Source organism: Mycoplasma sp. 480, assembly GCF_051353065.1.
GTDB lineage: Bacteria > Bacillota_I > Bacilli_A > Mycoplasmatales > Metamycoplasmataceae > Mesomycoplasma_A.
In genome coordinates, this window is sequence record NZ_CP195722.1 from 958,062 (window position 1) to 977,492 (window position 19,431).

Annotated in this window: 19 protein-coding genes; 13 read left to right on the forward strand and 6 right to left on the reverse strand. The window is 25.1% G+C overall.

The genetic code is table 4. The annotated features are described in order from the left end of the window. Positions 1 to 149: 149 nt before the first annotated feature. A complete protein-coding gene (ftsH, locus tag ACR34G_RS04015) occupies positions 150 to 2,327 on the reverse strand; it encodes an ATP-dependent zinc metalloprotease FtsH (protein ID WP_436358691.1) in 2,178 nt (725 codons plus the stop codon). Between the two features lie 218 nt (positions 2,328 to 2,545). Here ftsH and ACR34G_RS04020 point away from each other — a divergent pair, with 218 nt between their 5' ends. Then, positions 2,546 to 2,881, forward strand: coding sequence for a S1 RNA-binding domain-containing protein (locus tag ACR34G_RS04020; protein ID WP_436358692.1), 336 nt, complete (start codon positions 2,546 to 2,548; stop codon positions 2,879 to 2,881). Further along, positions 2,869 to 4,155, forward strand: a complete 1,287-nt coding sequence (locus tag ACR34G_RS04025; RefSeq protein WP_436358693.1) for a glucose-6-phosphate isomerase — start codon at positions 2,869 to 2,871, stop codon at positions 4,153 to 4,155. The genes ACR34G_RS04020 and ACR34G_RS04025 overlap by 13 nt, the downstream gene beginning before the upstream one ends. 60 nt (positions 4,156 to 4,215) lie before the next feature. Here the strand turns inward: ACR34G_RS04025 and ACR34G_RS04030 are convergent, their stop codons facing one another. After that, positions 4,216 to 5,133: a hypothetical protein gene (locus ACR34G_RS04030; RefSeq protein ID WP_436358694.1), complete on the reverse strand. Its 918-nt coding sequence runs from the start codon at positions 5,131 to 5,133 to the stop codon at positions 4,216 to 4,218. A 98-nt stretch (positions 5,134 to 5,231) separates the two neighbouring features. Next, entirely contained in the window at positions 5,232 to 7,028 is a 1,797-nt protein-coding gene (locus ACR34G_RS04035) for an LppA-related lipoprotein (RefSeq protein ID WP_436358695.1), read from the reverse strand. 194 nt (positions 7,029 to 7,222) lie between these two features. On the opposite strand from ACR34G_RS04035, the gene ACR34G_RS04040 reads away from it, so the two are divergent. The 9 genes from ACR34G_RS04040 to ACR34G_RS04080 all read left to right on the forward strand — a co-directional run bounded on the left by ACR34G_RS04040 (position 7,223) and on the right by ACR34G_RS04080 (position 13,792). Then, entirely contained in the window at positions 7,223 to 8,884 is a 1,662-nt protein-coding gene (locus ACR34G_RS04040; RefSeq protein ID WP_436358696.1) for a ribonuclease J, read from the forward strand. After that, the gene (locus tag ACR34G_RS04045) at positions 8,874 to 9,680 is read left to right on the forward strand and encodes a hypothetical protein (protein ID WP_436358697.1); all 807 of its coding nucleotides are present in this window, start codon (positions 8,874 to 8,876) and stop codon (positions 9,678 to 9,680) included. The genes ACR34G_RS04040 and ACR34G_RS04045 overlap by 11 nt, the downstream gene beginning before the upstream one ends. A gap of 18 nt (positions 9,681 to 9,698) precedes the next feature. Continuing rightward, on the forward strand, positions 9,699 to 10,016 hold the full coding sequence (locus ACR34G_RS04050) for a thioredoxin family protein (protein WP_436358698.1): 318 nt from the start codon (positions 9,699 to 9,701) through the stop codon (positions 10,014 to 10,016). Between the two features lie 66 nt (positions 10,017 to 10,082). Beyond that, positions 10,083 to 11,174, forward strand: a complete 1,092-nt coding sequence (gene ftsY, locus ACR34G_RS04055) for a signal recognition particle-docking protein FtsY (protein ID WP_436358699.1) — start codon at positions 10,083 to 10,085, stop codon at positions 11,172 to 11,174. Continuing rightward, positions 11,167 to 11,403: a sigma factor-like helix-turn-helix DNA-binding protein gene (locus ACR34G_RS04060; protein WP_436358700.1), complete on the forward strand. Its 237-nt coding sequence runs from the start codon at positions 11,167 to 11,169 to the stop codon at positions 11,401 to 11,403. The genes ftsY and ACR34G_RS04060 overlap by 8 nt, the downstream gene beginning before the upstream one ends. After that, positions 11,396 to 11,917 carry a hypothetical protein gene (locus tag ACR34G_RS04065; protein WP_436358701.1) on the forward strand — a complete coding sequence of 174 codons (522 nt, stop codon included), beginning with the start codon at positions 11,396 to 11,398 and terminating at the stop codon, positions 11,915 to 11,917. Before ACR34G_RS04060 ends, ACR34G_RS04065 begins: the two co-directional genes overlap by 8 nt. Position 11,918: 1 nt before the next feature. After that, positions 11,919 to 12,836 (forward strand): DUF4231 domain-containing protein, encoded by a 918-nt coding sequence (locus ACR34G_RS04070; RefSeq protein ID WP_436358702.1) that lies wholly within the window; start codon positions 11,919 to 11,921, stop codon positions 12,834 to 12,836. A gap of 19 nt (positions 12,837 to 12,855) precedes the next feature. After that, positions 12,856 to 13,209 (forward strand): hypothetical protein, encoded by a 354-nt coding sequence (locus ACR34G_RS04075; RefSeq protein WP_436358703.1) that lies wholly within the window; start codon positions 12,856 to 12,858, stop codon positions 13,207 to 13,209. 106 nt (positions 13,210 to 13,315) lie between these two features. Then, a complete protein-coding gene (locus ACR34G_RS04080; RefSeq protein WP_436358704.1) occupies positions 13,316 to 13,792 on the forward strand; it encodes a hypothetical protein in 477 nt (158 codons plus the stop codon). Between the two features lie 35 nt (positions 13,793 to 13,827). On the opposite strand, the gene ACR34G_RS04085 is transcribed toward ACR34G_RS04080, so the two are convergent. The 3 genes from ACR34G_RS04085 to ACR34G_RS04095 form a co-directional block, all read right to left on the reverse strand. Then, positions 13,828 to 14,694 (reverse strand): MSC_0882 family membrane protein, encoded by an 867-nt coding sequence (locus ACR34G_RS04085; RefSeq protein ID WP_436358705.1) that lies wholly within the window; start codon positions 14,692 to 14,694, stop codon positions 13,828 to 13,830. Continuing rightward, positions 14,694 to 16,496, reverse strand: a complete 1,803-nt coding sequence (gene lepA / locus ACR34G_RS04090) for a translation elongation factor 4 (RefSeq protein WP_436358706.1) — start codon at positions 16,494 to 16,496, stop codon at positions 14,694 to 14,696. The genes ACR34G_RS04085 and lepA overlap by 1 nt, the downstream gene beginning before the upstream one ends. Positions 16,497 to 16,566: 70 nt before the next feature. Beyond that, a complete protein-coding gene (locus tag ACR34G_RS04095; protein WP_436358707.1) occupies positions 16,567 to 16,881 on the reverse strand; it encodes a hypothetical protein in 315 nt (104 codons plus the stop codon). 219 nt (positions 16,882 to 17,100) lie between these two features. Here ACR34G_RS04095 and ACR34G_RS04100 point away from each other — a divergent pair, with 219 nt between their 5' ends. Both ACR34G_RS04100 and ACR34G_RS04105 read left to right on the forward strand, forming a co-directional pair. Then, entirely contained in the window at positions 17,101 to 17,304 is a 204-nt protein-coding gene (locus ACR34G_RS04100) for a heavy-metal-associated domain-containing protein (protein WP_436358708.1), read from the forward strand. Next, positions 17,285 to 19,333, forward strand: coding sequence for a heavy metal translocating P-type ATPase (locus ACR34G_RS04105; RefSeq protein WP_436358709.1), 2,049 nt, complete (start codon positions 17,285 to 17,287; stop codon positions 19,331 to 19,333). The genes ACR34G_RS04100 and ACR34G_RS04105 overlap by 20 nt, the downstream gene beginning before the upstream one ends. The last annotated feature ends 98 nt before the right edge of the window (positions 19,334 to 19,431 follow it).

Here is a 19,431-nt window from a genome sequence, read left to right on the forward strand (position 1 = left end):
TTTTATATAAATAAATATGCTATTTATTATTTAATTTTAGATATTCTAATCTTGCTTTTATTAAATTGTGTTCTGTAAGCAGAATTTAATTTAATGAAGTAAATTTAGAAATAAAAAGATGAACTTTTTTATGCTCACCTTTTAATATTTTAGATTATTTTATTTTCATCTTCTTTATCTTGGTTTTCTGAATCTAAGATTGGTTGTGTTTCTTGAGTTTCTTTTTCTGTTTCCATTTCAGAATTCTTTTCATTAGAATTTTCCAATTGAACATCTTCAATTAATTTATCTATATCAATTTCTTCTTGTTTTTTATATTCTTCTTTTTCTTTTCTTTCTGGTAATTTCATATATTTAGCAATATATTCAATTTCTTCAGAAACAATAGTTTCATTTTCAAGAAGAGAATCTTTAATTAATTCTAATAATTCTCTATTGTTTTTAACCACTTCTTTTGCTTGTTCATAAGCTTCAGAAATTATTTTTCTTACTTCTAAGTCTATTTCATGCCCTACTTGGTGTGAAAATGACATATTTTTTGCATAATCTCTACCTAAGAATGGAGAACCTGTATTTTCTTCATATTGAATTGGTCCAAGTGCAGACATACCAAATTCAGTAACCATTCTTCTTGCTATTTTTGTAGCTTTTTCAATATCGTTTGCTGCTCCGGTAGAAATTTCTTTTTGTCCATAAATTAATTCTTCTGCAACTCTACCACCCATAAATGATGCTATTGTCGCTAATAATTCTGATTTAGTTGCATTATATTTTTCTTCTTCTGGAAGCATTAAATTGTAACCACCAGCATTTCCTCTTGGAATAATAGTGATTTTTTGTACTTTACTTCCACCTGGAACTTTAATACCAACAACAGCGTGACCAGCTTCATGGTAAGCAACCATTGTTCTTTCAGCTTCTGTAATTGTTCTGTGTTTTTTAGCAGGACCACTCATAACTCTATCAATTGCTTCATCAATTTGTTCTGGAGTTATAACTTCTGTTTTTTCTCTAACTGATAAAATGGAAGCTTCATTTATTACATTTTCTAATTGTGCACCAGAAAAACCTGGAGTTCTTTTAGCAATGTTTCTAAAATCGATAGAACTATCAACTCTTTTACCTCTTGCATGTAAATGTAAAATTTCTTCTCTCTCTTTTACATCTGGATAACCAACTGTAATAGTTCTATCAAAACGACCAGGTCTTTGAAGAGCAGGATCTAAAACATCTGTTCTGTTTGTTGCAGCAATTACTAAAAGACCACTATTATCAGCCATTCCGTCCATTTCTACAAGTAATTGGTTTAGTGTTTGTTCTCTTTCATCATTTCCACCACCAATACCTGAACCTCTAGAACGTCCAACAGCATCTAATTCATCAATAAATATAATTGCTGGTGCTTCTTTTCTAGCTTCTCTAAATAATTCTCTAACTCTTTTTGCTCCCATACCTACATATAGTTCAACAAAATTGGAAGCTGAAATAAATAAGAAAGGTACATTAGCTTCACCTGCAGTTGCTTTTGCAAGTAATGTTTTTCCTGTACCTGGAGGACCACCAAGTAAAATTCCTTTTGGAATTCTTGCTCCAGCTGCTTGATATTTTTGTGGATATTTTAAATAATCCACTAACTCCATAACTTCTTCTTTTACTTCTTTATTTCCAGCAATATCACTAAATTTTTTGTCAGAAGTTATTTTAGTTGCTTGACTACTTTGAAGACCACCAAATAATCCATTTCCGTTTCCTGAACCTCTAAATTGTCTATAAATAAAAAATAATAAAACTAAAGGGAAACCTACAGAAACTAGTAATGGAATAAATCCTAAAATTCTACTTAAAGTTGATGGTTGTGGAATTCCTAAACTATAATAACCAGTTTGAATTCTGTTATTTAAAATAAATTTAGAAAGTTCAGTTTTAACTTCTTGTCCATTTTGATCAAATTGTTTATAAGCAAGTGCTTTTTGAATTGCTTCAAAATAAGTAGTATCACCCATTATTTTTGCTATATTTCCATTGTATTTATTTGCAATAGTTGGTGAAATTTGCACTATGTAATCTTGAACATAAAAATTATTATTTTTTTGACCACCTATTTCCTGAAACCTTAAAACTCATTCGTTTTCACTGATTGTTATATTTGCGAAGAATTTATCATCAGTAGTGGATGCACTATATTCTCTTATTTTATCTTCAAACTGCGTAATACTAATTGTTTGTGGATGAGAACCAAAAATTAGTTGTCATAAAAATCATAAAAGTATGATAGTTAAAATTGTAATTAATACTACAGTTCACTTTTTTTTCTTTAAAAAATTCATTAATTAATCCTTTCTTCATATTAAGTATTATAAATTATAAGACTTTTAATTGATTTATTAATAAAATTTATAAAAATGATACTTATTTGGGAAAAAAGTCCCTTTTTTCCATTTCAAAAAATAAAATTTCCAATTTTTTTCACTCTTAGTGATAAAAAAATAAATTTAAAAACAGTTTGATTTCTTTTTGCTTTATAGTGCTATAATTTTAAATAATTATGGAAAATGGAGAAATAGTAACAGGTAAAGTTAAAAAAATCTTTAAAAATTACTTTTGTGTCAATTTAAAAGATGGTTATCAAGGTATTGTTTTTATAAAGGAAATTAGTGATTATTACATTCAAAATTTAGAAGAAATGTTTATAATAGGGGATGAAATAAAACTAAAAATTTTAAGTATTAATCACCATACAAAAAAAGCAACACTTTCTTTTAAACAAATAAGACCTAAATACTTAAAAAGTCCTTTTTCTTTTAAATTAACCGAAACAGAAAATGGTTTTAAAAATTTATTAAGATTTACAAAAAACGAGGTAGAAAAATGAAAAAAATAACTTTAAATTTAAAAAATGCAATAAAAGAAGAAGAAATTTTAAAATTTCAAGATCAAGTGACTAAAATTAACGATTCAATGAATGATTTTTCTGCAATTGGTTCTGATTTTTTAGGTTGAAAAGATTTACCAGAAAATAGCAATTGAAAAGAAATAAATGAAATGAAAAAAGCTGCTAAAAAACTTCATGCTGATAATATTGAAGTTTTAGTAGTTATAGGGATTGGGGGTTCATATTTAGGAGCTAAAGCCGCTCTTGATGTTATTCAAGGTATGTATCCTGGAATTGAAAGAAAAATGGAAATCATTTTTGCAGGTACTTCCATTAGTTCAAATTCTTTATATCAATTATTAAAATATGTGGAAAACAAAAGATTTGCAATCAATGTTATTTCCAAATCAGGAACAACAACAGAACCTGCTATTGCTTTTAGATTCTTTAAATCTCTTTTAGAATCTAAAGTAGGTGTTGAACAAGCACAAGAATTAATTTTTGCAACTACCGATGCAAATAAAGGAACATTATTTGAAATGGCAAAAATTAAAAAATACCAAAAATTCGTTATTTTAGATAATATTGGTGGAAGATTCAGTGTGCTTTCTCCAGTTGGTTTATTCCCTTTAATTTGTGCTGGAGTAGATATTGATGAAGTGCTTAAAGGTGCTGCAGAAGCTAATGAAATTTATAAAAATAGTTCGCTTGAAACAAATGATGCTTATAGATATGCTGTTGCAAGATTCCTTTTAGGTAAAAAAAATAAAGCAGAAATGCTTGTTTCTTATGAACCTAATTTTGCTTTCTTTAATGAATGATGAAAACAATTATTTGGAGAAAGTGAAGGTAAAAATGAAAAAGGATTACTACCAACATCTGCTATATTCTCAACCGATCTTCATTCATTAGGTCAATTTATTCAAGAAGGATCAAAAATTCTTTTTGAAACAATAATAACCTTAAAACACCCAGAACACGATTTAATAATTAATGAAGATGAAGAGAATTTAGATAAATTAAATTATTTAGTAGATAAAACAGTTCATTTTGTAAATAATGCAGCTTTTGAAGCTACAATGGATGCACACGTAAATGTAGGTAAAGTTCCTAACATTCACTTATTATTAGAAGATTCTAAAGAAAGAAGTTTTGGGTGATTAGTAATGTTCTTTGAAAGAGCTTGTGCAATTTCAGCATACTTACTTGGAGTTAATCCATTTAATCAACCAGGTGTTGAAGTATATAAATCAAATATGTTTAAAATTCTTGGTAAAAAATAGACAATAAAAATCATAAATCTTATACAGGTTTATGATTTTTTTATCAAAAAGTAACTTAACTTATTTAGTAAAAATTTGCTCTCAATTATTCATTTTGACTTCTAAATCACTAATAGAATTAAAGTCTTTTAAATCCATACTATTAATTGGAACCATAAAGGAAAATTGCAATATTTTGTATGAATTATTTAATTTTGTTTGTTTTAAAAATTTAAAATCAGTTTTCCTTTCTTTTGATTTTTCTAACTGAAAATTCATATGAAGTGTTTTGTTGTTATAATCAAAATAAATTGAATTAAACATAGGATAAATTCGTTTTAAAACATCATAATCTAGAGAATTATTTTTAACTATAGTTCCTAAAGATAAACTATCTTTTTTATCAGAAACATCAATATTTAATCCTGATTTTTTTATATTTTCTTGATTAAAATCAGAAGGAGCCTTAACATAAAAGTTTATAAGAACTGCTTCGCTTAAAATACTTGGTAATAAATTAATGTCATATCTAAAATTTTTATAATTCAATAATTTAACACTTAAAGCAAAATTATAATTTTCAAAATTAGAAATATTTAAGTTGTTTTCTATAGAAAATAAAGCATTTTCGCTATTTTTTGAAAATTCTAAAAATTCTTCTTTTTCTTTATTAGAATGATTTATATATTCATTATTAAAATAAATGTTGTGTTGTTTGTCGCTTAAAAACAAATTTTTGTTTTCAAAAGTATCTGAATTGGTTAAATCTATTCCAAAAATATTTTTTAGTTTTTCTACGTTCTTAAGATTTTGATTATTGAAAGTATGAATATCAGGATTTCAATCATCAACTAAAGGCTCTGTTGTATAACGAAATTCTCCACCTTCAGAATCGCTATGTATTTTCTTATTTTCTTCTGTTTTAGAATTACAAGAAGTTATGGCAATAGATGAAAATACAAAAGCACTTAAATTAAGCAAAATTCATCTTTTTTTCACTTTCCCTCCTTATAATATAATTATACATAATTTGAATAAAATAGCATAATTAAAATACAAAAAGTTCAAACTTTTTCAATTAAACTTTTTGTATTTTTCTATTTACTTTTATTAGTTGACTTTAATTCATCAATATTTACTTTAAATATTTCTCCTGTATAGACCAGATTTTTATCAGAAAATGAATCAAAGGAATTAATGTCCTGTATTCTTTCTGCTTTATATAAAGGAAATTGTGCATTTAATTCAAGACTTAGTTCGTATTCATTATTTTCTTTTTTATTTAAATAAAAATTAATGTTGTCAAAATTAGAATTATTTATAATGGTTACAAAAGGATAAGCAGTTAAACGATCGTTTCTTGAAATTAATGAATTTAAAGGTAAAAAGTCATATTTTCACTCATAAGTTTTAGAAGAATTACTATCTTTAATTTTTACTAGTAAATTATTAATTACGTAATTTTTGATTCTTTCAAATAAATTAGCATTTTTAATTAATGAATTAACATTGACTTTGGTTTTTGTATTATTTAGATTTTTAGATTCTTCTTCTAAAAGGGATTTAACTTTCAATTTAGATAAATATTCACTAAATTTTTCTTTATTTATACTGAAATTAAATAATTCATTATCAACATTGCCTTTTTCATTTAGGTTATGTTTTCTTAATCCTGAAAAACTAAATATTTTTAAATACCTTGGAACACTTGCATTAACTTCTTCTTCATCTCTATTGTAAATTCCAACTTCTATATCTAATGTTCCTGCTAAATCATCTGCTTTAACACCTAAAACTTCATAATGAAATTTTGGATTATTATTATTTTCTATATTTCTTTCTAAAAATTTTGTTATTAATGAAGGATTTAGTTTAATTTTAGGATTTCTAAATAAGTCTTTTGCATTTGTGCCAGAAACTAAAAATTCATAATTTAGTATCGTTTCATTTTCACTTTTCGGTTGATTTTCTATATCTTGAAAACTCTCTCTATTTTCGTTATAAAGTAATAAACTTGCTATTAATGAAGGATAAAGTTCTTTTATTTCTGCTGACAATTCTTTTGCTCTTAAAAAGTTTTCTTTTTCAGCATCTTTTTCTGTATTTTTGTTTTGAAAATAACTAAAACCTTTTAAAGAAACGAAAATATCTTTTTTGTTGTTTTTTTCTGTATAAAAGGAAATTTTAACATTATCTATTATTCCTACATTATTTTTTACATCACTGATTCCTTTAGAAAAAGTAGCTATAATTTTAGAAAATTTATGTCTAATATCATAAGGTAAACTTATGCTAGAACTTAAACTTTCTGCATCATTATTTTTAAATCTTTCATAAAATGAAGATGCATCATAGGTTTTATAAAAATCAATTACATTTAACGAATTACCAAGTTCATCAACTGATTTCATTATTTCTTGCTCATTTTCATCTAAAATTTTGCTATTTTTTGTTCTAAAAATTGTATTTATTTCTTCTTTTATAGGGGAAATTGATATAGAAATATCAGAATTAGGTTTATTTGCATCTATTGAAATTAATTTATAATTTGTATTTTCTTCAAGATTTTCAATTTTAAACTCTCTTTTGTTTTCAATTGCTTTTGGAGTTACGTAATATTCCTTTGTTTCGGAATTATCTAAATTTTTAAGAACAAAAGAAAAAGTTATATCTTTTTCAATATTTAAATTAAAACCTACTTCAATTTCAACAGAAGTTTCCTTAACATTTTTAAACTTTAAATCATTAACATCATATGAAATTACTTTAATTGGAGGAAATGGTGAAATATCAGATTCATTTTGCTCTTTTTTACAAGAAACAGCAACAATAGATGTTGTAACTATTGATGTTACTAAAACTAAATTTATTAATTTATTTTTCTTTTTTATCATATTTTAAATATAACACTTTTTATTTTAAATTTATAAAATTTTGCAAATTTCTTTTAAAATAAAAAGAATTAGATAATCTTTTATATAAAATTCATTATTATCTTACTTTTTCAATAAAAAAAAGTATAATTTAAAAAAGAAATTACAAGATGTTTTTATTAAATTAATAATTAATAATGAAAAGAAAGGAAAAAATGGCAAAAATTAGCATTTTTGGTTTAGGAGGATTAGATGAAAATGGAAAAAACTCCTATGTTATTGAAGTAAATAATTCTATTTTTCTAGTTAATGCAGGAGCAAAGGTTCCTATAAGTTCAACTAATGGTGTAGATACTTTAATCCCTGATTTTACCTATTTAGAACAAAACAAAGACAAAATTAAAGGAATATTCATTACAGATGGGAAAAACGAATCTTTTTCAGCAATTCCTTGATTATTGATGAAAATAAAAGGTTTAAAAATATTTTGTTCGCCTTTTACTAAATTTTTAATTTTAGACAGGATTTCAAAGTATAAAATAGGACACACAGATTTTGAAGTTATTTCAATAACAAATGAAAAAATTGACTGTAATGATGCAATAGTTAAATCTATTCCACTTGCTGGATCAATGCCTGGAGTTTATGGATACAACTTCGAAACAGAAGATGGTTCTATTGTTGTGATGCTTAATTTTGTTGTTGGATCTTTAAATATATATGGAACTACAAATTTAGATTATATTAAATCATCAATTGAATCTCCAAAAGGAATTCACACTTTATTAATTGATTCTGGAAGAGCTAATTATAAAGGAAAAGCCATTGATAAAATAGATGTGACTCCATCTATTGAAAATATTTTTTTCAAAACTGATCAAAATTCTAGAATCGTTATTGGTTCATTTGATGAAGAAATGGCCCTTTTACAAGAAATTTTAGATTTAGCTAAAAAATATGATAGACCTGTTGCTGTTTATGGTAGAACATACGGACAACTGGTAGATCTTATTAAAAAAATAAAATATGAAGGTCAATTTTTAAAATTACCCAAATTCATCGATTATAAAGAAGTTAACAATCACAAAAATGCTGTTGTATTAATCACTTCTACAAGTGAAAGACTGTATCAAAGATTCTTAAGAATTACAGAAAATAACGATGTATTTTTTAAATTATTAAGCACCGATACAGTAATTATGATTGCACCACCATTAAATGGTTTAGAAGTTCTTTATGCTATGACTTTAGATGAAATTGCAAGAATTACCCCTAAAGTTGTAGATATTACAGAAAATGAATATTATAGAATAAGACCTGCAAGAGAAGATATTTTCCAAACTGTTTCCAGTTTGAAACCTAAATACTTTATCCCTTTACAAGGACTTTATAGATATCTTGTGGTTGCATCTGAAATAGCAGCACTTGCTGGAGTTAATAAAAGTAATTCTATAATTTTACAAAATGGAAAAATAGCAACTTTTATTGATGGAAACTTATTTTCACAAAAAGGAACCCTAAAACAAGTTGGTGAAGTAATTATAGATGGTTTTGGAATTGGAGATATTTCTTCTGAAGTAATAAAAGAAAGAGAAACTCTTGCCCGTGATGGAATCATAACAATAACCAGTTTAGTGGAATATAAAACCAAAAAACTTCAAGGTGATTTACAAATAAATTCTTCTGGAATTATTTCTAAAGAAAACAAAAATATAATTCATGAAATAATAACTTCTGCTTTTTATCAATCTTTTTTAGATGCAGAAAAAATAGTTTTAAAAGATTTACAAGAAAAAATTAAAAAAATAATTAAAAAGAAAATTTTCAAAATTTTTGATAAGGAACCAATCATTGTTGTGGTGTTTTATGAAATTTAAAAACAGAAATGTTGAAAAAATTTTAGAAAATAAATTTCTTTGATTTATTATCATAATTATTCACTTAGCACTAATTGTTTTTGCATTTTTAAATATCAAAGGTTTAACTACTATTTATTCATACACTATTGGTCTTTTGTTTGGAAATTTAGCATATTCTTACTTTTTAATTGTTTTTATTTTGTGCATAATAAAATTGAGTACACCTAAAATTATGTTTATTAAAAATTTCAAAATAGACTTGTTTTTAATTAGTTTATTTTTAATTTTTGTAAATATGTTTGTTTCTTTTATAGTGCTTGAAGTTGTGCAATATGAAGGCAATTTCTATTTTAGTGTGGGTGCTAATGTTTGAAATCACAATTTTCAAGAGTGATGAAATACTTTAGCTCCTGAAAAAGTAAATTCATCTTTACCAAATTTAAATCACTTGGGATTTATCAATATTTTTCTTTATTCTGTACTAAAATCCACCACTTCAGTAATAGGGGTTATTCTTGTTCCTCTTGTAGCATTTATAACTTACTTATTGGTAAAAATATTGATTTTTATGAAAAAAATGCCCAAAATTAAGAAAAATGAAAAAAATGAAGAAAAAATAGTAAAATTTAAAAAGAAAAAAATAAATCAAGAATCAACGGAGGATAAAGAAGGAATTTCAAAAGATGAAGTTAGTGTTAAGCAACATCAAGAAACTTATGACAATCAGAAAGTAATTGATGAAAATAAAGATAACCCATCTAAAAATAATTTAGACTTAAATGAGACTTTACCTTTTGAAAATCCTTTTGATTAATATATGGAAATAAAAAAAATGAGTTGAGAAGAAGCTCAAAAACACATTGAAAACGGAGTTGTTTATTTAGAATTTACAACAACTTGATGTGGAGACTGTAAAATGATGGCACCAGTGGTGCAAAAAGTTGCAGATCACTTTGATGAAAACTCAGGTTTAAAAATGATTAATGTTGATGCTGAAGAAGCACAATTATTTAGAAAAGAAGGAACTCGTTTTGAAGTTTTAAGAGTTCCTACTCACCTTGTTTTAAAAGATGGAAAAATTTTAAACAAAGGATTTGAATATTTTCCAAAAGAAGTCTTAATTGAGTGAATTGAAAACGCTCTAAAATAAGTACCTGAAGGTACTTTTTTTATTTATATTTTAGAATTTTTTTTATAAACATTTATAATTATAATTATGAAATTTTTTGAAAAACTAAAAACAAGATTATTCGGTTCAAAAGAAGATAAAGAAAAACTTAAAGAACTTGAATTAGAAAAGAAAAAAGAAAAATTAGAAAAGAAAATTGAAAAAGATTTAGAAAAGAAAATAATTAAAGAAGACAAAGTAGAAAGATACGTTGCTGGTTTAAAAAAATCCAATGTTTCTTTAACTGAAAAAATTATAAATTTACAAAATTCTTATAAAAAAATTGATGAAGAAATGTTTGAAGAATTAGAAGAAATTCTTATTATGTCTGACATTTCTTATTCGCTTGTTGAAGTGATTATTTATGAAATAAAAAAAGAAGTAAAAAGAGAAAATCTTAGTGATCCTAAATTAATAGGTGAAATTATTGCTGACAAAATTTACACAATTTATGCCAATAATTCAATAATTAACACTCAACTAAACATCGAAGAAAACCGTTTAAATATTATTTTAATGGTTGGTGTTAACGGTTCAGGAAAAACAACATCTATTTCCAAAATAGCAAAAAAATATTGTGACCAAAATAAAAAAGTTTTAGTTGCTGCTGGTGACACTTTTAGAGCTGCTGCCGTAGAACAATTATCTATTTGAGCACAAAGAGCAGGAGCGGATATTATTATGCCTAATCCAAATGAACACGATCCTGCTTCAATAGTTTATAGGTCTTTAGATAAAGCGATTGCTGAAAACTATGATTTATTAATAATAGATACAGCCGGAAGATTACAAAATAAAGTTAATTTAATGAATGAACTTGCTAAAATTAATAACATTATTCAAAAAAGAATACCGGAAGCACCTCATGAATCTTTATTAGTTATTGATGCAACTACAGGTCAAAACGGAATTTCTCAAGCTATGCACTTTAAAGAAGTAACCCCTATTTCTGGTATTGTTTTAACTAAAATGGACGGTACAAGTAAAGGTGGAATAATTCTTTCCATAAAGGAAAAACTTGATTTAGATGTTAAATTAATAGGTCTTGGTGAAAAAATGGAAGATTTAGAAGAGTTTGATTTAGATGCATTTATTTATGCTTTAACTAAAGACTTTATGAATAAGGAAAGCAATGAGTAATATCGAAGATAGAGATTTATTAATTAAATTATTCGATAAATATTCTTCATTATTAACACAAAATCAAAAACAAATTTTCCAGCTTTTTTATTTTGAAGATCTTTCATTGGCAGAAATTGCAGAAATTTGTGCCACAACAAGAAGTGCAGTTTTTGATTCATTGAAAAAAACAAAAACTAAATTAACTAAATTTTATAAAGAAATAGAGAAAGGAGAAATAGATGTTTAAACCTAATGTAAAAATAATAAAACATATAGAAAATAAGATAAAAAGTTTGAAAAAAATATCAAAAATATATTTTTGAGCAAACATTGCTTTTTCAGCATTAATTATTATCTTAAATATTTACTCTATAATTAGCGCTATTATCTATTTAGACTATGCTGCCACTGAGTTAGTTAAAGATAATTCAGAGATAGGAAGACACATAACTTCAAAAAGTCAATGAATTGAAATTTTAAAAACTCTTTCATATACTGCGATTTTTGTTGTATTTCTTATCACCATCTTTTTCCTAAGTTTATTTTTAGCTATATTTAAAACTTCTTTTCACTACAATCAATATAAAAAAGTCCAAAGACAGTTAACTTATTTACTCATAAAATATGAATCACAAGATGAAGAATATACCATTGAACAATTTAAGAAAGAATTAGAGTTAGTTGAACCTATACTAATTAACAGAAACAAAAAAAGTCTAAAAAAAGAATTAAAATCAACTCTATTGAAGAAGGTAAACTAATATGGAAATTGAAAAAAAATACAAGAAAATATATAATATTCTTTTTTCCAAAGTTTTTGTATTAAGATTTCTTTTCTTTACATTAACTTTTGTGACTTTTATTTTGGTCTTTTTAAGTTCTATGCTTACTGCTTATTTTTTAGCCGGAGTAGGAGAAAGATTTAGACCGGTATTGCCAGAACAATTCACAAACAGCGAATTTAGAAATAACTATGCAATTATAATTGCTTGATTATCTGCTTCAGGTAGTTTCATAACATCTATTATTTCTTTCTTTGCAATGCAAGCAAAATATAAAAAAAATAAAAAAGCTCTTACTACTATCAAACTAGAAAAAGCTCTTTATGATGCTAATCTTGGTCTGTACAAAAAAAACAAGCATAAAGGAGAAATCCTTTTAAAAAGATTATTTTTAATATTAAAATGAAACTATTTAGATAGAGAAAGTGATGTATCTTCAGAAACTATTCTCGCAAGTCAAACACATAAAAAATATGTATTAAAAAACCTAGAAAATATGGAAGAAAAGGAATTATTACAACTTGTAAATAAAACAAGAAACAAATATAAAAGAAAATTTATAATTTCATACTATTTATTTTTATTACTTAATATTTTAGTAATAGTTATGACTTCCTTAATGATTGTATTCAACTTATACTCATTAAGATTTAATCAATTTCCTGACATAAAAGGAACAGAAAAATCAATTTATTACTTACTAGAAATAACTTTAGCTTCTGCTTTAACAACCTTACTTACTTCTATTTCTTCCTTTTTTGCCTTTGGAGAAAAAAGAGAAAAAATTAATAGTGATATTAAAGAGTTAGAAAAAAAATTAGAAGAATTTAAAACAGTTCCAATTGAAAATCTAAATGAATGAATTGAATCTATATCAAATTATGGAGAATTATTATAAAATTTAATATAATTAAAATATGTGATTACCAATAATTCAAATTATAATTTTCTTTTTATGAAATATAGCATCTGCTGCTATTTTATATAACAGAATTAAAAAACCTTATAAAACATTTAGAAAAACTCATGTATGAGGAAAAATAGAAAAATTCAATTTACTAACTTATAACACTTATGTTTTTGCTTCATTAGGTGGTTTAGTTAATGTAATTTATCAATTATTTAATAACCATTTTTCTTTATCTGTTGCAGTTTTCTTAACATTATTTTCTACTTTAATTTATATTCTTTCTGTTTCTTTTTATAGTTTAGAAATTTATGTTTATTTTAAAGTAAAACAAAATCCTTTATGATTATATAAAGAAAAATAAAGAAAAGAGTTTTTAAAAATTCTTTTCTTTTTTTCAGTTCTTTTATAAAAACGCTTTTTGTATTATAATTATTTAGTAATTTTATTACATAACAAATAGGAGTGATATGAAAAATAAAGAAAATACTCAAGTTGAACTTACAATTAAAGAAACAAAAATTAAAAAAGTTATTGGTTATGCTTCTAGAGAAAATTTCTTTATGTTTTGATTGCCTTTTATATTATTTGCATTGTTTTCAATTTTTCACGGAATAATTTATGCTATTCTTCCTTTAGAAAGACAAAATTCATATAAAATAGCATATTCAATTATTTCAGCAATAACAATTTTAATATCTATAATTTTATTGATATTTTTTATAATTAATTTTGTTAATAATAGAAAAGCTTTAAAACAATTAGGAAAAAAAGCAGGAGATGAAGAAATTCAACTTTCATTATCTAAAAACAAATCAGTAAGAATTTCTACATTAAGTAAATATTATGCTGCATTAGATGCAATTGAGCAACTTGATAAACACGAAAGATATTTAAAATGAGCTAAGAAAAATTCAAGCTTCTTCGATTTTCTTTTTGTGTTCTAAATAAAACAAATAAAATAAAAATAAAGGAATTTCCTTTATTTTTTTCTTTTTAAAATTATTCTTTTTACTATCAATAAGGTAATTATAGGAAGAATTAAAATGATAGCAATAGATAAGAAAAATAATTTTAAATATCCTTTATTCATTTTAATCTTCATTTGATCAATTTCTGTATCTTTAACTATTTGATAACCAAAATAATCTTGTATATCATTTGTTCTTTTTTTTCTTGCTATAGTCAATATTGCTCAAATAACAATATTTCCTAAAATAATTAAAGAAAGAATTATTGAAAGCAATTGTGGATTGGGACTTAAAGCACTAATTCAAGCTTTAAAATTTAAAAATATATCGTGATAATTTTTATCTTTAAAATATCATATAAATAAAGTAAAAATACCCATATAAAATATAGAAAAGACTAAGAATCAGTTGTGATGAATTTGTTGTTTTATTAACTTTTTATACAACTGAGCTATAAATGTTGGAATAGCTTGTGTATTTTTTTCTAATTCTATTCTATAAAACTTTAAAGCCTTTTTAATAGAAGAAAATTCAATTAACTTCATTATAAATTTAAAAAAAGAATATGATAATAAACCAACAGGAATAATAAATCAACTTCAACTATAATCTCTATCAACAATTTTCATTGCTTTAAAACTATTTGTTGCAATAAGCGTTATTAAAATAGAAATTATTAATATCATTATTGAATAAAACAAAAGCATAGATAGTATGATTTTATTTTCAAGAGCAAAAATTTTATAAGCACCTGTGGGAATTACATTTTCAGGATCTTTATAACTACTTTTATATTTTGGTTGTTTTTTGTCTGTTTCTGCAACTTTAAAATGAGTAAATCTAACAGTTTCCGTGTTATTTAGTGGTGTTATTTTCATTATTTTTTACCACCATTGTTGTCAGTTTTTAAAATTGCTAAGAATGCTTCTTGTGGCACTTCTACAGAACCTATTGCTTTCATACGTTTTTTTCCTTCTTTTTGTTTTTTAAGGAGTTTTTGTCTTCTGGTTGGATCTCCACCATATAATTTTGCTGTAACATCTTTTCTATAAGCTTTTATTGTTTCTCTTGCTATTACCTTTGAACCAATTACCGCTTGAACAGGAACTTCAAAGGATTGACGTGGAATAACTTCTTTTAACTTTTCAGTTAGTTCTCTTCCTTTATTATAAGCAAAATCTTTGTGTACGATCATTGAAAGAGCATCGACTTTATCTCCATTTAAAAGGATGTCTAGTTTAACTAAATTTGATTCTCTATATCCAATTAATTCATATTCAAAAGAAGCATAACCTTTAGAAATAGATTTTAATTTATCAAAAAAATCAAAAATTATTTCTACTAAAGGTAATTCATAAATAACTCTTCTTCTATTGGCATCTATAAATTCAATATCAACATAAGTTCCTCTTTTATTTTGTGATAATTCCATAATAGAACCTACATAATTTTCAGGAACTATAATTGATGCTTTAATATAAGGTTCTTCGATTTTTGAAATAAATGTTGGATCAGGTAAATTAGAAGGATTAGCGATAATTTCCATTGAACCATCAGTTTTATACACATGGAATTCCACTGAAGGAGCAGTAGCTATTAAATCCATATTAAATTCTCTTTCTAATCTTTCTTGTAATATTTCCATATGAAGCATTCCAAGAAATCCAATTCTATAACCAAAACCAAGGGCTTTTGAGGATTCTGGTTCAAATGTTATTGAAGAATCTGATAAAGAAATTTTTTCTAAAGACTCTTTTAATAAATCGTAATCCTTTCCATCTATTGGATAAAACCCTGTATAAACAACAGGTTTTAGTTTTTTATAACCAGGTAAAGCACTATCTGCTGGATTATCAACTAAAGTAATGGTGTCTCCTACAGAAATATCTTTAGCATCTCTAATAGAAGCAGCAATTCAACCAACTTCACCAGAAACTAATTCTTCCTTTTTTAACTCAGCAGGAGTTCTTACACCCAATTCAACCACGTGGAATTTTTTTCCTGAAGAAAATAAAAAGAAATTATCTCCGACTCTAATTTTTCCTTCTACAATTCTTACTAAAAGAACAACGCCTTTATATGGATCAAAATAAGAATCAAAAATTAAAGCTTTTAAAGGTTTATTATCATCTGCTTCTTTAGGTGCAGGAATTTTACTAATTATTGCTTCTAAAACTTGATCAATATTTTGACCAGTTTTAGCGGAAATAAGCACACTTTCATCAGCAGGGATTCCAATAACATTTTCAATTTCCTTTTTTACTCTTTCTGGATCAGCAGAAGGTAAGTCAACCTTATTAATTATAGGAATTATTTCTAAATTATTATCAATTGCCAAATATACATTAGCTAATGTTTGAGCTTCTATTCCTTGCGTAGCATCAACAAGAAGCAAAGCACCTTCTGTTGCTGCTAACGATCTAGAAACTTCATAAGTAAAATCAACATGACCAGGAGTATCAATCAAATGAAAAATAAAATCCTTGTACTTTAGTTGTACAGCGTTTAATTTTATTGTAATTCCTCTTTCTTTTTCCAAGTCCATTGAATCTAAATGTTGAGTTTTTAATTCTCTTTTAGCAACAGCACCAGTTAATTCTAGTATTCTATCAGCTAATGTTGATTTTCCATGATCAATGTGTGCAATTATACAAAAATTTCTTATATTTTCTTTCTTCATATTTATAAATTTTACAATATTTTTGTAAAACAAATATTAAAAAAAGAACCTTTTATTAAGGTTCTAAAAATTAGTTTGTTGTAGTAGTGCTTGGATTGTTAGTTGAAGTTTCTGCTTCTTTGTTAGAATTATCATTATTTTTATCTTTTTGAATATTTTGAGTTGTAGGAACAGCTGGATTTACAGAATGATCTTTTTGCACTTTTTGAACAATTAGTCAAACAGAAGCACCTAAAAATACAGCAGATGCAAATCCTAAGAAAATTCCTCAAAGTCATCTGTTATTTCTTCCTTGTCTTGTTTTAGCTTTTCTACTTTCTTTTGATTTTTTTTGAGATTTTTCTTGTTTTACTTCTTTTTCTTCTAACGTCATTTCTTTTTTCATATTACCTCATTAATTTAAATATATAAAATTATAACATTTTTATTATTTATTTTTATTTTTTTCTGTTTTTTGTAGATAAAATTATTCACTACAAAATAAAAAATCTCAAAATTTTGCCTTTTTTTTATTCAAAACATAAAAAAATAAAAAATTTTTAAGTGCGTTTATATAATATAATCGAAATAAATTTAAATTTATTCATAAAAACAAGGAGGAAAAATGTCAAGATATTTTACTATCAATGTTTCATGTGCATCATGTAAATCAAATATTGATAAACAGTTTCAACAATATCCTGAAATTAAATATTCACTTAATTTAATGGATAAAATGTTAAAAGTAGATGCAGATGATGAACTTTATCCAGATGAATTAATTATAAAATTAGCAAAACAGGCTGGATATGATGCTGAACCATACTAAAAAATTTTGGTCAAAATTTTTAAGATGAATTTGAACCCCATTTAACAATATGGTAATTCAAATTATCATCTTTATCCCTTTTTTCTTAGTTATTTTAACTAATATAATTGGTGCAATTAACAATAAACACGAAATTATTTATAATAATCAACAAAATTGAGTTTTTATAGTATTAGGAATGCTTGCATCCTTTATAGTTTTTGTAGTTTCTGTTGAATACTTCAAAAACTATGTAAGACTATTTAAAGGTGTAATGAATATGAACCTTTTAATTGCAATCGGGGTTCATATATCTTATTTTTACTCATTAATAATGACTTTATATACTTTATTTTCTAAAGATGGTGGATACTACAAAATAGAAATGTATTTTTGAGAGGTTCCTTCTGCTTTGCTTCTTTTTGTGTCCATTGGACACTATTTAGAAAATAAATTAATGAGAAAATCAAGTATAGGAATTAAAGAATTATTAAAATTACAAAATCGCTATTCAATGCTTGTTTTAGAAGATGGAACAACTAAAAAAGTATCAACAAGTACTTTAAAAGTAGGTGATGTCATCATTTTACCAAAAGGGCAAAACGTGCCTATTGATGGAATAATTTTAGAAAATACTTCTGAGTTAGATATGGCAGCAATTAATGGTGAACCTTTACCAAAAACCGTGCAACCAGGGGATTTTGTGGTTTCTGGTGCTATCAATTTAACTGCTTCACTAAAAATTCAAGTACAAAAAACAGCAAGAGAATCTACTCTTGCTAAAATCATTGATAAACTTGAAAATATAGTTGATTCAACTTCGAAAATACAGAGATTAGCTGATGTAATAGTTAAATATTTTATTCCTGTTATTTTATCAATTGCTCTTATAAGTTTTCTTGCTTGAACAATTTCTTTATATCTAATTGATTCTAAGTATTGACCTTCTTATTTAGAAAAAGATCTACAACCAATTTATTATGGAATAAAAATTGGCGTAACTGTTGTTGTTATAGCTTGTCCTTGTGCTTTTGGAATTGCGGCTCCTGCTGCTATTTATTCTGCAAGCGGACTTGCAACAAAAAATAAAATTCTCTTTTCTTCTGCTGATGTTTATGAAAAACTTAAAAAAGCAAAATACCTAATTTTTGACAAAACAGGAACATTAACAAAAGGAAAACCTGAAATTGTTAAAGTTTTTGGAGATAGCAATTTTGAAACAATTGCTCAAAGTTTAGCTAGCAAATCTCACCACCCTTTATCTCAAGTTATAACTAATTATAAAAAATTTAATCCCGTTTCTATTTCTAATGAAAAAGAGATTCCGGGATATGGAATCATAGGTGAATTTGAACAAAGTCAATACGAACTTGGATCTTATAAAAAAATGTTAGAAAAAGGTTTTATTGACGAAGTAAAAATCAATTCTTTTGAAGCATATAGTTATGTTGTTCTTTCAAAGGACAATAAAATAGTTTTTGTTTATGCTCTTGGTGATCAAATCAAGCAAGATGCTAAAAAAATAATAGAAAAATTTCATAAACTCGGATTAGAAGTAGTTATTGCTTCTGGAGATAATAAAGAAGTTGTAAAACAAATTGCATCTGAGTTGAATATAAAGGAATTTTACGGACAATTGCAACCAGAAGATAAACTCAAATTAATAAGTGAATACAAAGAAAAAGGTGAAACTATCTTTGTTGGAGATGGCCTAAATGATATTTTAGCTATTAAACAAGCAGATTTAGGAATTGCTTTTGCAAGTGGGTCTGATTTGGTAAATAGTACAGCTGATATTTCATTAATGACTAATGAATTATATGCTGTTTATCAAGCAATTTATTTAGCTAAAAAAACATTAATGGTTATCAAAATGAATTTTATTTGAGCTTTCTTATTTAATTCACTTGCAATTCCTTTAGCTATTAGTGGATTAATTTTTCCTTGAATAGCTGCTCTTATAATGATTCTTTCCAATATTTTACTTTTAGTAAATACACTATACTTTAAAAGACATACATCTAAAAAACTCAAAACTATTGTTGAATAATTTATATTTGGATAAAAATTGTAAATAAACAATAATTTAAAAACAAAAAAATGAATTTTTTCTATTTTTTTTATATAATTTAAAAATAATAGAATATC